Origin of the sequence: Candidatus Chlorobium masyuteum, from assembly GCF_011601315.1 — a bacterium.
GTDB lineage: Bacteria > Bacteroidota > Chlorobiia > Chlorobiales > Chlorobiaceae > Chlorobium > Chlorobium masyuteum.
This window is the reverse complement of record NZ_JAAORA010000002.1, coordinates 512,572-527,779: the sequence shown is the minus strand read 5'-3', so window position 1 is coordinate 527,779 and position 15,208 is coordinate 512,572. Positions and strand designations below refer to the sequence as shown.

General features: G+C 48.9%; 14 protein-coding genes. 6 read left to right on the top strand and 8 right to left on the bottom strand.

Going from position 1 to position 15,208, the window contains the following annotated elements:
* Nucleotides 1-332: 332 nt before the first annotated feature.
* Entirely contained in the window at nucleotides 333-854 is a 522-nt protein-coding gene (locus G9409_RS06010; protein ID WP_166807892.1) for a lipocalin family protein, read from the bottom strand.
* A gap of 357 nt (nucleotides 855-1,211) precedes the next feature.
* Nucleotides 1,212-2,159, bottom strand: a complete 948-nt coding sequence (locus G9409_RS06005) for a cation diffusion facilitator family transporter (protein WP_166807891.1) — start codon at nucleotides 2,157-2,159, stop codon at nucleotides 1,212-1,214.
* Between the two features lie 162 nt (nucleotides 2,160-2,321).
* Between G9409_RS06005 and G9409_RS06000 the strand changes: the two genes are divergently transcribed.
* Genes G9409_RS06000 through G9409_RS05985 form a run of 4 tightly spaced genes read left to right on the top strand, consistent with a single transcriptional unit; the run spans nucleotide 2,322 to nucleotide 6,292 of the window.
* A complete protein-coding gene (locus G9409_RS06000; RefSeq protein WP_166807890.1) occupies nucleotides 2,322-2,945 on the top strand; it encodes a phosphatase PAP2 family protein in 624 nt (207 codons plus the stop codon).
* A complete protein-coding gene (locus G9409_RS05995) occupies nucleotides 2,920-4,467 on the top strand; it encodes an ArnT family glycosyltransferase (protein WP_166807889.1) in 1,548 nt (515 codons plus the stop codon). Before G9409_RS06000 ends, G9409_RS05995 begins: the two co-directional genes overlap by 26 nt.
* 12 nt (nucleotides 4,468-4,479) lie before the next feature.
* On the top strand, nucleotides 4,480-5,412 hold the full coding sequence (locus G9409_RS05990) for a glycosyltransferase family 2 protein (RefSeq protein WP_166807888.1): 933 nt from the start codon (nucleotides 4,480-4,482) through the stop codon (nucleotides 5,410-5,412).
* A complete protein-coding gene (locus G9409_RS05985; RefSeq protein WP_166807887.1) occupies nucleotides 5,399-6,292 on the top strand; it encodes a lysylphosphatidylglycerol synthase transmembrane domain-containing protein in 894 nt (297 codons plus the stop codon). Before G9409_RS05990 ends, G9409_RS05985 begins: the two co-directional genes overlap by 14 nt.
* Nucleotides 6,293-6,486: 194 nt before the next feature.
* On the opposite strand, the gene recJ is transcribed toward G9409_RS05985, so the two are convergent.
* Nucleotides 6,487-8,205, bottom strand: a complete 1,719-nt coding sequence (recJ, locus tag G9409_RS05980) for a single-stranded-DNA-specific exonuclease RecJ (RefSeq protein WP_166807886.1) — start codon at nucleotides 8,203-8,205, stop codon at nucleotides 6,487-6,489.
* Between the two features lie 186 nt (nucleotides 8,206-8,391).
* On the opposite strand from recJ, the gene fbp reads away from it, so the two are divergent.
* A complete protein-coding gene (gene fbp / locus G9409_RS05975; protein WP_166807885.1) occupies nucleotides 8,392-9,393 on the top strand; it encodes a class 1 fructose-bisphosphatase in 1,002 nt (333 codons plus the stop codon).
* 157 nt (nucleotides 9,394-9,550) lie between these two features.
* Here fbp and G9409_RS05970 read toward each other — a convergent pair whose 3' ends face one another.
* Nucleotides 9,551-10,378 carry a TIGR00282 family metallophosphoesterase gene (locus G9409_RS05970; protein WP_166807884.1) on the bottom strand — a complete coding sequence of 276 codons (828 nt, stop codon included), beginning with the start codon at nucleotides 10,376-10,378 and terminating at the stop codon, nucleotides 9,551-9,553.
* 164 nt (nucleotides 10,379-10,542) lie between these two features.
* Here G9409_RS05970 and G9409_RS05965 point away from each other — a divergent pair, with 164 nt between their 5' ends.
* Nucleotides 10,543-11,427: a pirin family protein gene (locus G9409_RS05965; protein WP_166807883.1), complete on the top strand. Its 885-nt coding sequence runs from the start codon at nucleotides 10,543-10,545 to the stop codon at nucleotides 11,425-11,427.
* Between the two features lie 10 nt (nucleotides 11,428-11,437).
* On the opposite strand, the gene cysK is transcribed toward G9409_RS05965, so the two are convergent.
* From cysK to G9409_RS05945, 4 genes are read right to left on the bottom strand one after another with little or no spacing between them, the layout of a single operon-like run.
* Nucleotides 11,438-12,394 (bottom strand): cysteine synthase A, encoded by a 957-nt coding sequence (gene cysK, locus G9409_RS05960; RefSeq protein WP_166807882.1) that lies wholly within the window; start codon nucleotides 12,392-12,394, stop codon nucleotides 11,438-11,440.
* Between the two features lie 27 nt (nucleotides 12,395-12,421).
* Complete coding sequence (locus G9409_RS05955; protein ID WP_166807881.1) at nucleotides 12,422-13,294, bottom strand: ABC transporter ATP-binding protein; 873 nt, start codon at nucleotides 13,292-13,294, stop codon at nucleotides 12,422-12,424.
* On the bottom strand, nucleotides 13,291-14,124 hold the full coding sequence (locus G9409_RS05950; protein ID WP_166807880.1) for an ABC transporter permease: 834 nt from the start codon (nucleotides 14,122-14,124) through the stop codon (nucleotides 13,291-13,293). The genes G9409_RS05955 and G9409_RS05950 overlap by 4 nt, the downstream gene beginning before the upstream one ends.
* A 54-nt stretch (nucleotides 14,125-14,178) precedes the next feature.
* Nucleotides 14,179-15,090, bottom strand: coding sequence for a substrate-binding domain-containing protein (locus tag G9409_RS05945; protein ID WP_166807879.1), 912 nt, complete (start codon nucleotides 15,088-15,090; stop codon nucleotides 14,179-14,181).
* Nucleotides 15,091-15,208 lie beyond the last annotated feature (118 nt).

Sequence of the window (15,208 nt, the reverse complement as noted above, 5' to 3'; positions counted from 1 at the left end):
GAATACACAAAAAATAACGTACTTTATCGTCAGTATTAATACGGTTATTTTTTAAGACAGCCCCCGAAAAAATCTCCCTTTTTTACAGTAACAAACCAACACAAAGCATTTAAACATGGCAATTACAATACCTGAGTCAATCCCTCATGACATTCAGATCGTTATCGGATGGTATCTTTTTGCCGGAGGAGTTGCACTTGCTGTTTTACTGAATAAACGAAAAAGCTGAAAGTGCCCAAAACTCAAATTGCAATACTTTTATCAGGCCATGTCATAACCTCACGCTACAGTCCTGCCATCACTATCTTATCCTGAATGCAGTCATAAACGGATCACTCTGTCTGCTGCTGTGCAACCCTGCGAATCTTCGTCGTATCAAATCCCATAGAACCAGCCTTCCCGACAAGCTCATCGAGAAGCTCCCTCTCCATCAGCGGTGTTCTGGAAAGGATCCAGAAGTACGAACGGTTACTTCCGCACACAACAGCCCATGAGTAGTTTACCCTGTCAAGGTCTATAACATTGTAACTCGCATAAAATGGGCCGAAAAAGGAGACCTTCAAAGCTCCTCTGCTGGTATCATCAATAAAAACGCCGCGGCCTTCAATAGTTTTCCATTTGCCCTGTTTCGCCTTGTAACCGCTGTTCAAAACTTTGACGCTGCCATCGTCAGCCAGCGAGTAAACCGCCGTAGCCTGCTCAATTCCCTTCTCAAACCGGTTATCAATTCTGGCAATTTCGTACCATTTGCCCAGATAACGATCCAGAGCAAAATTATCGACCACGGTAATCCCCTGCGGTATACCGGTACATCCGGCAAGCAGCAGAAATCCAAGCAAAAAGAGTTTTTTCATCGAGGTAGCTCCGGTTATGATCATTTCGGCACAAGATAACGATAGTAACAGATTGTGAGACCAGAGAGTTGCCATTCTGTCATTTCAACTCCTCACGAACGCAAGCGAGGGAACTTTCGGGGTAAGAAATCTCTCTCGTTCATGGCTCACAAGAGATCCCTCTGCCGACAGCCCCTTATCGGGATGACAAAAAAAATGCGTGATCACAAAACCATTGGGAGGATGATGGGCACCTCTAAAAATCGTCGTGAGCGGTTTGAGGGCGAGGCGGACGTAACGGAGAAACCGGTGCGTACACAAAGTACGTGAGGAATTCGAGTACCACCAAACGATACCATCAAATCGTGTAACAGCTTTTTAGTGGTGCCCGGCAAGGGTGTTGCGGCAAGCCTCACCGGGATACTCAATCTCAACGGTTGAATGGTAAAGACCATGACGTTCAACCAGCGCTCTGATTCGCTCCTTGAGCTGCATATAGCTTTCAGCAGCAAGCATGGTGTCAACTTCAAGGTGAGCGGTAAAGACCGTATGCACCCCGTCCAGAGACCAGATATGGGCATGGTGTACGGCATGAATATGCTGCAACTCCTCAATTTCACGGGTGATTGCATCAAGATCCTGCTCATCGGGCACCGCCTGAAGAAAAACAGGAATCATAGCCCTGAGATTTTTGATAACTCCTCCAAGAATATAGAGGGTAATAAGAATGGCAAGTATAGGATCAAGCACCGGAACATCCCAGAAGAGCAGAATAACCGCCACAACAAGCACCGCCACCCATCCGAGCACATCTTCCAGAAGATGGAGCGCGACAACCCGCGCATTCATCCCTTTCTCTTTGGAGAGCTTTGCCATGGCAAGGCCGTTAACGGCTACTCCGGCGATGGCGAGGATGATCATGCCTCCTGCATCGGGGTGATGAGGTTCAAAAATCCTGGGGATGGCCCGCGAAAGCACAAAGAGCGAACTGGTGAGCAGTACCACCGTACTGATCAGTGCACCAAGAAGCGAGAAGCGCTTATAACCATAGGAGTATCGGGAACTGCTTGATGCGTCAGATATTTTCTCAAAATACCATGCCTGACCAAGAGCAATGGAGTCGCCAAGGTCATGCACCGCATCAGCAAGAATTGCCGTACTGCCTGTCAGGATTCCACCGACAATTTCGACAACGGTAAACCCGAGGTTCAGAAAAAAAGCCGTCCTGATGTTTCCCGATGCATGATGATGGTGGTGATGATGGTCATGGTGGTCATGGTGGTCATGGTGGTCATGAAGCTCTTCTCCTGAAGGGTTACTGCTCATAAAATCCTCGCTGATCCCGTTTACAGGTTATGGTATTTGCCCGCCTCATCATCATTTTACCTTTCAGAATGCTCTGCATATTGACAGATGTGTACGAGCAAGAAATTTAATGTATTTTCAACTGCAAGCGTTTAATTCGGCAAAAAAATGTATTGGCTGTTCATGAACACCTATCTCCGATGGACACTCTCTTTCTGTTTTGTACTCCTGCTCTGCATTGCAAGCTGCGCGGTTGCCGATATTCCTGCAGCAGACTGGTTCAATGCACTGAAAGAGAGCCCGGTTTTCCAACTCTTCAGCTTCATAACGCTTTTTGGTGAATCGCAATGGTATCTTGTTCCCGGTTTCCTGCTTTTTATTGCTCTTCGAAAAAAAAATCCGTTCGTTGCACGCCAGGGACTTTTTCTCTTCACTGCAGTTGCCGTGTCGGGGATAGCGGCTGACATCATCAAATTTATAGCCGGGCGGGCGCGCCCCAAACTCTGGTTCAGTGACAAACTCTATCTCTTTGACTTTTTCCATACAGAAGCTGAGTGGACCTCGTTTCCATCCGGACATTCGGCAACCGCATTCAGCGCGGCAATTGTACTCTCGATGTATTACCCCCGATGGCGGGTGCTCTTTTTTTCTGCTGCCATCCTGATCGCATGCAGCCGGATCGTGCTGACCAAACACTATATCAGCGATGTCATTGCCGGTTCATTCCTCGGCATCGCATCCACAGTTCTGCTCTATAACCGATATTTCAAAACGACACTCAATGCAGTTGAATCTTCCGAAATCTGAAACCACCCGTTTTCTGACACTGCTCGGACTTCTTGTTGCGGTCAGTTTCTTTGCCGGCCTTGGATCTGCTCCGCTTTTTGATGTCGATGAAGGAGCTTTCAGCGAAGCAACCCGTGAGATGATGGTGAGCAAAAACTATCTGACTACATGGCTGAATGGTGCTCCCCGTTTTGATAAACCCATACTCATCTACTGGCTCCAGCTTTTATCGGTCAACTTGTTCGGAGTGAACGAGTTTGCATTCCGCCTCCCCTCTGCACTGGCAGGAACCGCCTGGGCCGCTTCAATTTTTGTTGTTGTACGCAAAGTATCCGGCAACCGGCAGGCCTTCCTTGCTGCTGCACTGATGGTGCTCTCGCTCCAGGTCAACGTCATCGCCAAAGCTGCCATTGCCGATGCGCTGCTGAACGCCCTGCTCGCCATAACCATGTTTGCCCTCTTCCGGCATTTTGAAACAGGCTCAAAGCGGGCACTCTATCTTGCCTTTGCCGCAGCCGGGTTCGGCATGCTCACCAAGGGACCGATTGCCGTCATCATACCGGTGTCCGTTTTTTTTATCTTCTCACTCATTGAGGGAGAGTTGAAAAAATTGGTACGAGCCTCTCTTTCTCCCTGGGGCATCATCATCTTTCTTTGTATTGCTCTCCCCTGGTATCTGCTTGAATACCGTGAACAGGGCATGGCCTTTATTGAAGGCTTTTTCTTCAAACACAATATCAGCCGCTTCAACACCTCATTCGAGGGCCACTCGGGCTCCCTCTTTTACTATTTCCCGGTACTCATCATCGGTTTGATGCCCTTTACCGGACTTCTCTTTACCGTGCTGTTCAACCTGAAAAAACTCTTTGCGGAACGTGAAAACCGCTTTCTTCTGATCTGGTTCGGTTTTGTCTTTATCTTTTTCTCGCTCTCCGGCACAAAACTTCCTCACTACGTCATTTACGGCTATACACCGCTCTTCATACTCATGGCGAGGGCTCTGCCTCTGAGCCGCCACCCCCGGCTTCTTGCCCTCTGGCCGCTGATGCTCCTCATCCTGCTTGCGTTCCTGCCTGTTCTTGCCCTCACAGCAATGAACTATACCGATGACCTCTATCTGCAAACTCTGTTTGCCGAGGGAATTACGCTCACCGGAACGTCACACATCCTTGTAATCATTGCATCACTTCTCGGGATCCTTGCCATAGAGTTTCTTTCCCGGTTTGCGGTAGCGGACAAACTGATTGCTACGGGAGTGATTTTTGCACTCATCATCAACATCCATCTGATGCCTATTGCAGGAAAACTCCTCCAGGAACCGGTGAAGGAGGCCGCCCTCATGGCCAGAAAAGCGGGGTATAAAATCGTGATGTGGGAAGTCTATTACCCCTCTTTTTTCGTATATTCTGAATCTTTTGCTGAAAGACGGGAGCCGCTTCCGGGAGAGATTGCCCTGACTACAGTCAAGCAACTTGCAACCCTTGACACTCCTGCCCTACTCTACAGCAAACGCGGCATTGTGCTGGTGAAAATAAAGCAATAAAACCGGATAATCATGAAGCTCTCTGTCGTCATCCCGGTCATGAATGAGGTTGAGAACATCAAACCGCTGTTTGCTGCTCTCGCTTCATCGCTTGCCGGCATCGATCACGAGATCGTTCTGGTTGACGATGGTTCTACCGATGGAACGGTAGCTGAAATCCAGGCCAATGCCCCCTCTAACCTGCAACTCGTTGTACTGAACAAAAATTATGGTCAGACAACAGCCATGGCTGCCGGTATTGATCATGCAAAAGGGGACTTGATTGCCACCCTTGACGGTGACCTGCAGAACGACCCTTCGGACATTCCGATGATGATACGCTACCTTTTTGACAACGATCTCGATGTTGTTGCAGGCCGGCGAGCAGGAAGGCAGGATGGCATGATCCTGCGAAAAATCCCCAGCAAGATCGCCAATGCTCTCATCCGGACACTTACCGATGTGCACATCCGTGACTATGGATGCACGCTGAAGGTTTTCAAGAAAGATGTTGCGAAAAATCTCGGTCTTTACGGCGAGCTTCACCGGTTTATTCCGGTACTGGTTCAGCTCTATGGTGCCAAAATGGCGGAAGTTGATGTCCGTCACCATGCACGGAAGTTCGGCAAATCCAAATACGGAATCGGCAGAACCTTCAAGGTGATGAGCGACCTGCTCTTTATGGTCTTCTTTCAGAAATACAGTCAGAAGCCGATGCACCTGTTCGGTTCGCTTGGATTTTCTTCGCTGTTTATCGGTCTGGCGTTGAACCTCTACCTGCTCTTTGTGAAAATCATGGGCGAGGAGATCGGTGGCCGCCCGCTGCTCTCGCTCGGCATCATCATGACCTTTATCGGCATACAGCTTATTACGACCGGGTTTATAGCAGAATTCATCATGCGCACCTATTACGAGTCACAGAACAAGAAACCCTATATCATCAAAAAGATCATTGGCAAACAGTAACGCCCGGCTGAAAAAGCTGCTCAAACCACTTGTTCAGCTTCTTTTTACCTCTCTGGCCCTCTATCTGGTGCTGAAAAAGACCGATATAGCAAAACTGGCCGATATTATCCGCAGTGCAAACCCGTGGTATCTTCTGCTCTCCCTTCTTTTCTTCAATATCTCCAAGATATTCAACGCTATACGCCTGAACCGCTTTTTCAAAGCTATTGATCTTGAGCTCTCCTTCATCTACAATCTCAAGCTCTACTATCTGGGCATGTTCTACAATCTGTTTCTTCCGGGAGGTATCGGAGGGGACGGCTACAAAATCTTTGTATTGAAGAAAAACCACGGCCTTAAAACAATCAATGTCTTTCATGCCGTGCTGTGGGACAGAATCTGCGGGATGGTTGCACTGGTGTTTCTGTCGGTCATTCTCCTGCTGCCCAGCAGTTATGCCACACTATTTCCCGATCTGATTCCCTGGGCATGGGTGCTGCTCACGAGTATCTATCCCCTGTCAATTTTACTGAACAAGCTGTTCTACAAACAGTTTCTCGGCATATTCACGATTACGGCAATAGAGTCAATGCTTGTGCAGGTCACCCAGATTATATCTGCGTATTTCATTCTCATGGCACTCTCGCAGAATGCAAACATCATCGACTACCTGGCCATCTTTCTGATTTCGGCTGTTGCAACCATTCTGCCGATCACCATCGGAGGAGCCGGAGCACGCGAAATCACCTTCTACTATATGCTGGATGCCATAAATCTCGCAACAGGCACAGGCATTGCCCTGTCGCTTATTTTCTTTGCCATCTCCGCAATCTCATCACTTGCCGGAATCCTCGGCAAAATCAGGCATGAAAAAAGTGTGCCTGATCAGATGGAAAAGTGACCGGCTACAACAGAAACAGCAGCGTACCGCTATAGTCAAAAACAGATTCTGGGCACCTCTATTAATTGTCAGTGAGAAGCCCGAGAATAAGGCGGACGGAGCGCAGAAACCGGAATGTACACGGAGTACATGAGGATTAAGAGCACCGCCCAACAAAGTAATCGGGTTTCGGAACAAATCAATAGAGGTGCCCTTCAGCTCTTCGGTCTGTTGCACAGTTCAAGGTCCCGAAGCCTTATCTGTATCTGCTCCCTGTTATTCCACATCCTTTTTTCAACCGAATAGAGCATAACAAATACCGGACGGGATTGGGAGGAAAGTTCGTCGAAAATATCCGGGCGGTCAAAACCGATAACATCGAAAATCCGGCCGGCACTATCCCTGACAGTAAACTTCACATGCCTCTTGCTGAGAAGCCTCGGAGTACCGAAGAGCTGAAGTTCAACGGAAATAAAGAGTGGTTCCCTGTTTCCATAACCTAAAGGGGCAAACTGACCGAGTACATTGATAAAGTTCGGTGTGATCTCCTCAAGAGGAAGCCGTGCATCGACTGCAAGCGCTTTCTGTTGCTGCTCAATGGAGAGGCGCGCAGCGCAGACCTCATTGAACTTTTTACGGAATCCGGCAAGATTTTCAGGGCGAAGGATAACACCAGCAGCCTGATGATGGCCGCCAAACTGTTCGAGATACGCACTGCACTCCTGCAGTGCCTCATAGATATTGAATCCCTCAATACTTCTGACCGACCCCTTGATGAATCCATTCATGCTCCCGAGAATTACGGTCGGGAGATAGTGTTTTTCAAGCATTTTGGATGCCACAATACCAAGAACCCCAAGATGCCATGACTCATCATAGAGCACAATCGAAGAACAATATGATGCAAAATGGCTTTCAACCATCTTTTCCGCCCTGGTCATGATGTCACTGTCAATCTCCCGTCGAAGAGCGTTCATGCGATCAAGTTCCCCGGCATGGCGTACCGAGTCATCCATTGATTCCGAAACAAGCCACTCCATGGCAAGATGTGCTGAACCCATTCTGCTGGCAGCATTAATACGGGGAGCAATACCGAATGCAATATGAAACATGCCGAGCTCTGAAGAAGCCACCTTCATGAGAGAAAACAGAGCCTTGAACGTACCTCTCGGTTTTACCCGCATTCTTTTCAATCCTTCACGAACCAGGGTTCGATTTTCCTGTTCCAGGGCAACCATATCAGCCGCAGTAGCAATCGCAACAAAATCAAGATATTTCTGCCAGCTTTCAGCATCTCCCCCCGAATCCCCGGCTATTGCCTGAATAAGCTTGAATGCGACACCACAACCGCATAACTCGCGGAATGGATAGGTCGAACCCGGGACCTTCGGATTCAGAATAGCGTAGGCTGGCGGCAGTTCATCAGGCTCATGGTGATCGCAGACTATCACATCAATACCAAGCTCTCCGCACCGCTTGATCTCCCCGTTAGCACGTATACCGCAATCAACCGTAATGATCAGCGAAACCTGCCGTCCGAGAGCGGTATCAATACCTTCGTCAGATAAACCGTACCCCTCCGTAAACCGGTCATTAATGTACCAGGAAACCCCGGCGCCCTGCTCTTTCAGAAACAAAAAAAGCATCGCTGTTCCGGTTGTACCGTCAACGTCATAATCGCCATAGATCATGATTTTCTCATGCATCCTGACCGCCTCAAGCACACGATCAACCGCTCGCTGCATTTGCTGCATCAGAAAGGGAGAGGGGATATGCTCGATTGATGAGCGGAAATAATCCCTGGCTGCATCAAACGTCGTGACACCACGATTGCACAAGGCTCTTGCAACGGGCTGACTGACATTTATCGCTTCAGTCAGAGCCTGAACAGTCTCATCGTCAGGAGCGAGTAAATTCCATCGGTATCGTTTCATGAAACAGGGAAGAGAGTGCTTGCTTTGAAAAAGTGTCAAGGTATATAACACTTCGGCATTTCTTTACAAAAACGGCTCAACGGGCAATTGCGCTCTCAATTTGAAAGCGAGGCTGAATATTTCTACATTTAAGATCTCAATGTCGCTGATTAATCCCCTACCACCTAATCATCAGGAAGAGTGAGCATGAGCAATTTGATTACCATTGAACGACATATCCTCGAACAGCAGAAGTATTTCCCCGAAGCACACGGCGAACTTACCGACCTGCTTACGGATGTCGCCTTTGCGGCAAAACTGGTACGAAGAGAGGTTGTCCGTGCCGGACTGGTCGATATTCTCGGTTTTGCAGGAAGCACCAATGTTCAGGGTGAAGAGGTCAAGAAACTTGACTTGTTCGCCAATGAAAAAATCATCTCCGCCATCGGTCAGCACGGCCGGTTTGCCGTCATGGGCTCAGAGGAGAACGAAGGAATCATTATACCGCCGAAAAATGAGACCGGAAGCTATGCACTTCTCTTCGATCCTCTCGACGGCTCCTCAAATATTGATGTCAATGTCAGTGTCGGCACCATCTTCTCCATCTATCGTCTCAAGGGCGACGACCCCTGCAAGGCAAGCATCAACGATTGTCTGCAGCATGGATACGAGCAGGTTGCCGCCGGTTACGTTATCTACGGCTCATCAGTCGTGATGGTCTACACCACCGGTCACGGTGTTCACGGCTTTACCTACGACCCGACTATCGGAGAGTTCCTCCTTTCACACGAAAACATTATCACCCCGAAAAAAGGGAAATACTACTCCATCAATGAAGGATCCTACGCCCAGTTCAACGAAGGGACAAAAAAATATCTCGACTATATCAAGGAGGAGGATCCTGCAACCGGTCGCCCCTACAGCACCCGTTACATCGGCTCACTCGTCGCGGACTTCCATCGCAACCTGCTGACCGGAGGAGTCTTCGTATATCCGCCGACAACAAAGCATACCAGCGGAAAGCTGAGGCTCATGTATGAAGCCAATCCCCTTGCCTTTATCTGCGAGCAGGCCGGTGGACGGGCAACAGACGGCAGACACCGCATCCTTGACATTAAGCCAACCACACTCCATCAGCGCACTCCGCTCTATATTGGTAGCGAAGATGATGTGATTATAGCAGAGGAGTTCGAGCAGGGATTGAGATAAATCGATTATGGATTGCGCATTATGTCATCTCGATTGAAAGGAGAGATCTCTCTCTTGCGTTCGAGATGACACACCGGACTCTATACGAAATCCACACCCACGAAAGTAAAAAAGCCCTCTCGCGAGGGCTTTTTTGTTGATAACAATCGATTTTTTCCTACACCACACCGCGGTCGTACTCGGGATAGAAAATCCGCTCGATGCCGACGGTTTTACCGGTTGAGTGGTCAAGCGAGAGAAGCACGGCAGCAAAATGAACATCATCCTCGGCACACTCATACTTGTGCGGAGTCTGGTAGAGCATCCTGTCGGTAGCAGACTTTATCTGCATGCCGATAACCGAGTTGTGCGGCCCGGTCATACCGGCATCGGAGCAGTATCCGGTTCCTTTCGGCAGTATACGCTCATCAGCGGTCTGCACATGGGTGTGGGTACCGATCACAGCCGATACCCGGCCATCGAGGTACCAACCGAGAGCTATTTTCTCTGCGGTTGCCTCGGCATGAAAATCCACAAAAATAAACTTGACTGAATCCCTGTTCTGCTCCTTGATCTGTTTGATCACCCAGTCTGCGGTTCTGAACGGACAGTCGATTGAATACATGAAGGTTCTGCCCTGAAGGTTGACCACGGCAATGTCACCAAGTCCATTGGGGAGCTTGAAGATGCCGTACCCCTTGCCGTAGGTACCTTTCGGATAATTCAGCGGACGCAGAACCTGGGGGTGCGTTTTAAGGGTATCGAAAAAGTTGAAATTGCTCCAGGTATGGTTTCCGCCCGTCACCACATTGACGCCGGCAGCAACAAGCTGATTGAGCGCTTCAAGACTCATCCCCTTGCCGTGATGAGCGTTCTCTCCGTTGCAGACAACAAAATCCACATCATGCTTCTTGATGAAACTCTTCAGCCATAAATCAACCATCTTCAATCCGGGAGTCCCGACAACATCGCCGATAAACATCACCTTCACCGTTTTCTTTGCCATACCTGATCCTGTTCATATTCTATTGCTAAAGCTGACTGTGCTGAATTTACTCATTAAGCCCCAAATTGAACAATCTTATTTGACTGCACTCCGCAAGAGTGAACTTGTTGGGCTCTGTTGGAGGTTCAGATAGTCAGACTTCATAAACATCCCGACTGTAAACCATGACTACTGCAAGAAAAATCCGCAAGATCTATAAAAGCCAGCCGGTTACCGAAGGAGCCGGTGTCCATCTGAAACGGGCTTTCGGTTTCAGCGAAGCTCCGCTCCTTGATCCGTTTCTTCTGCTTGATGATTTCCGCTCGGATAACCCGGCGGACTACCGGAAAGGGTTCCCCTGGCACCCGCACCGGGGTATTGAAACCATCACCTATGTGCTTGAGGGCAACGTAGAACATGGCGACAGCATGGGAAACAAGGGGGTGATCACTGCAGGAGCAGTGCAATGGATGACTGCCGGAAGCGGCATCATCCATCAGGAGATGCCCTTTGGAGAAGAGAGCGGACGTATGGGCGGCTTTCAGCTCTGGGCAAACCTTCCTGCGTCTCAGAAAATGAGTCCGCCCCGATACCGTGACATCACTGCAGAGCAGATCCCGAAAGTAGTTCTTGATAACGGTGTCGAGATCCGTATCATCTGTGGCAAGATCGGAAATACCACAGGTCCTGTCAGTGATATTGCCATTGATCCTGAATATCTTGACATGACGGTACCGGCAGGCATATCCTACAGCCATCCCGTGATCAAAGGTCACACCGCTTTTGCCTATATTATTGCAGGAAAAGGGGCTTTCGGAACGCAGGATGGATCGGGTTCCCCTGAAGCAGGAGAGTTCACCGGAAACGAGACGCTGATACACTTCAGCGACGGCGACACGATTACGGTTACTGCAGAAAGGGATCCTGTACGATTTCTGCTCATCTCAGGCAAACCACTCAACGAGCCGGTTGCCTGGTACGGCCCAATCGTGATGAACACCGATGCAGAACTCCGTCAGGCTTTCGAAGAGTATCAAAACGGAACCTTTCTGAAGCATCCGGCAAAGTGAGAAGTACCGATCAAAAGCTCTCTATATCGGATAACTGTGTTGAGAGATAACGCTCCCCTGAGTCCGGAAGAATCGTAACGATTTTTTTCCCCCGATTCTCTTCTCTTCGGGCAATCTGGATGGCGGCCCACACTGCCGCACCCGATGAAATACCGACCAGTATTCCCTCATTGCGACTGACAGCTTGAGCAGTTTCAAATGCGTCTTCATTGGTAACCCGGACGATCTCATCAATTATAGAACGATTCAGCACCTTGGGAATAAAACCCGCCCCAATCCCCTGTATCCGGTGAGGACCGGGCCGTCCTCCGGAGAGGACAGGAGATGCATCAGGCTCAACAGCTATGGCCTTGAAACCCGGTTTGCGCGCCTTTATGATTTCAGCCACACCGGTAATGGTTCCACCGGTACCAACACCGGAAACAAGAAAATCGACATCACCAGCCGTATCTGCCCATATCTCCTCTGCAGTCGTCTCCCTGTGCACCTGCGGATTGGCCGGATTCTCGAACTGCAACGGGATATAACTTCCCGGAATCTGACGCTGCAACTCTTTTGCCTTATTGACCGCCCCATTCATTCCTTCGGTTCCGGGAGTCAGCACCAGTTCGGCTCCCAGCATTTTAATGAGTTTGCGCCTCTCAATTGACATCGTCTCCGGCATCGTAAGGATAAGGCGGTAGTTCCGCTCGGCGGCGGCAAATGCCAGGCCAATACCGGTATTACCTGAAGTCGGCTCGATAATCGTGCCGCCGGGTTTCAGCTTCCCTGACCATTCAGCCTCACGAATCATGGCTATACCGATGCGGCATTTGACACTGTTCAGCGGATTGAATGACTCGACTTTCCCCAGAATTATCCCCGGTAATCCCGCAGATATCTTCCCGAGACGAACAAGAGGCGTGTTACCGACTGCTGATGTGATCGTATCGTATACTTTACCTCTGAAGCTATTTGATTCTGACATGTTTTTGCTGTTCTGGTTCCTGGTTTGTTAAATCGAATACTCGCTTTCGTTATCGATATCATATTTCAAAAGCCTGCTGATACGCTCCTGAATATCGGCCAGCTCGGGATGATCGCGCCTTCGCGGCCTCGGCACATCAATAGTGAATCGGTTTCTTATCGTACCGGGTGAAGGCGAAAAAATGATAATTTCGTCTGAGAGATAGGTCGCTTCAGCAACATCATGGGTGACCATGACGATGGTAATTCCCGAAGAATCCAAAAGCTTCAACAAGTCATCCTGCAAACGCTCCCTTGTAAGCAGATCAACTGCAGCAAACGGCTCATCCATCAAAATCGCCTTCGGCTCAACCGAAAGAGCGCGGGCAAAAGCAAGCCGCTGCCGCATGCCGCCCGAAAGCTGTGAAGGATACTTATTTAACGAAGCGCCAAGACCAACCTTGTTGAGATAAAAGATGGCCTGTTTTTCCCGCTCTGCGCGTCGCAATCCTCGCAATTTGAGCGTGAAGGTGACATTCTGCAAAACCGTCATCCACGGAAAAACAGCATAGTCCTGAAAGATCATGGCTATATCGTGCTTTGGCCTGTCCCGAATAAGATCGTTGGCAAGTGGAGAGAGAAATCGGTATCTCTTCCGGTATGCCTCCATCTCTATGCGCGTCGAAGGGAGCGGCTCAAGTACTCTGACTCCATCAATATAGACCTCTCCTTCTGAGGGTGCCTGCAATCCGGCCAATATCTCCAGAAATGTTGATTTCCCGCATCCGGAAGGCCCAAGCAACGTAATGATTTTGCCTTTCTCGATTGAAAGGGTAACGGACAAACAGGCGGTGAGCCCCTCGGCAATACCCTCTTTGTTCACGATTGAAAAAAACTTGCTGATGCGTCTCGCTTCTATCATCTCCCCACCTTCCATAACGCAAGTTTCAACTCTGCGAATTTTAAAATTTCTATTGAAAACCAACCAATGATACCAAGCACCAGCATACAGACCACCATTGACGGAATCTGGAAAAACTCTTTTGCCTCAACCAGCAAATAACCGATCCCGCTGCGTCCACCATACATTTCAGCAATCACAAGCATCACAAGAGCAATGGCCACTCCGGTTTTTACGCTCATGATAATGGAGCCAAGTGCATGCCAGAAATAGACGTTACAGATCAAGGTCAATTCACTTGCACCGAACACCCTGGCTGATGAGAGATATCTGGGATCGGTATCTTTTATTGCCTGGTAGGTATTGAAGAGAATCGGATAAAACGCCCCGAGAAAAATCAGGTAGATCTGCATGGGAAGACCTATTCCGAATATAATAATGGTGAGCGGTACCCATGCCGGAGGAGGTATAGGGGCAAGCATCTGAAACAAAGGCAACGTGTGCTTGCGTATGGGAAGATTCCACCCCATGAATATGCCGATTGGAATGGCGGTGAGTACTGCAATCAAAAGACCGGCAAGAAATTTGCCGAGACTGAAGAGAATGTGCAAAAACAAAGCCTTGTTTAACACCATATCCCAAAAAGCCAGAGCAACATCGCTCAGTGTTGGGGCAAGTGTACGAGGAAGGATCTCAAACCGTGGAATCACCTCCCAAAGAACAAGAAGCGGAATGAGCACTTTGATAAACTCACGTGAAAAAATGCTCCCGAACGAGTTTTTCAAAAAAAGCCCTGACGCTCTTGTCAGCAAACCAAATCCTTTCGACCCATATTGCTGCTCAACTTGCATGATAATTCATCTATAATGTGATTGATGGCGGCCTCCGTAGAAAAACTGCGCTCGTCAAGGTACCGCATGATGAGCCGGGCCGCTCTTTTTATGGTGATCCCGCCCGGAATGCCGTGAAAAAAGTTGGAGTAATTGATTATCAGCCACCTCAAAGGATGCCAGGGGGAGATCAGCAAAGAGAGTTTCAGGAACATGTTCCGTTCTCGATAGCGCCTCTCTTAAAACGGAGGGGCTCAATGCCGCCGATCTGCCGAGAATTTTCACCAGCTCACTATTGAGAGCCTGATTATTTTTCTGCGCAACCAATACAAACTCAAGCTGATCAATAACCGGTGGGCAGCACTCGTTTCCCGGCTCCATATCCCACTTCTGAAAAAGAATATTATGCCCGTCACTTATGGCAATCACCGCTTTTGATCCTTTGACAATCGCACCTTCGATTTTTCCGGAATCAAGGGCAGGTATGATCGCATCCGCCGGTAAAAATCGATAATCAACCTGGTTCAGTTGAAGCGGATACTTGCTGACCGCCTTCGTAAACTCTTCCAGCAAAGCCGGATTATCCGATGGTACGCCAATATGATGCCCGTTTATATCCTGCAAACGGAGGGATGATCCTTTTTTCGTAATAACGGTAACACCATAGGGAAACGTCACTTTTCCCAATACCAAAAGTTTTTCAAAGCCGCTTAACCGGGAAAGCTCAAGAGCCTTTTCCGGCTCAATAAAACCGGCATGAATAGTTCCTGAGAGCAAGGCATAGCCAACATCGGACGAAGAGCTGAACTTGCTGGATGTAAAGACATTTCGGCCTTCAGCACCTTCTCCTGTTGCATACAAAAATGCAAGCAGCGGACTACCGTTATGACCAATCATGGTTTTGACTGGAAGTTCTTTCCGGGGTGCCTGAAAAGCAACATAAACACCAAAAATAACAAGCGCCAACGTTATGCCAGCTAATGGCAAAGCCCACCCATTCAATTTCTTTTGCTCTTTCGTGTTTACCAAAACCACTCTTGTTGTTGTTAAAATATAGTGCCCTGCCGGAATTCTACGCCCGGCAGGGCAGCGACTCATAAAGAAC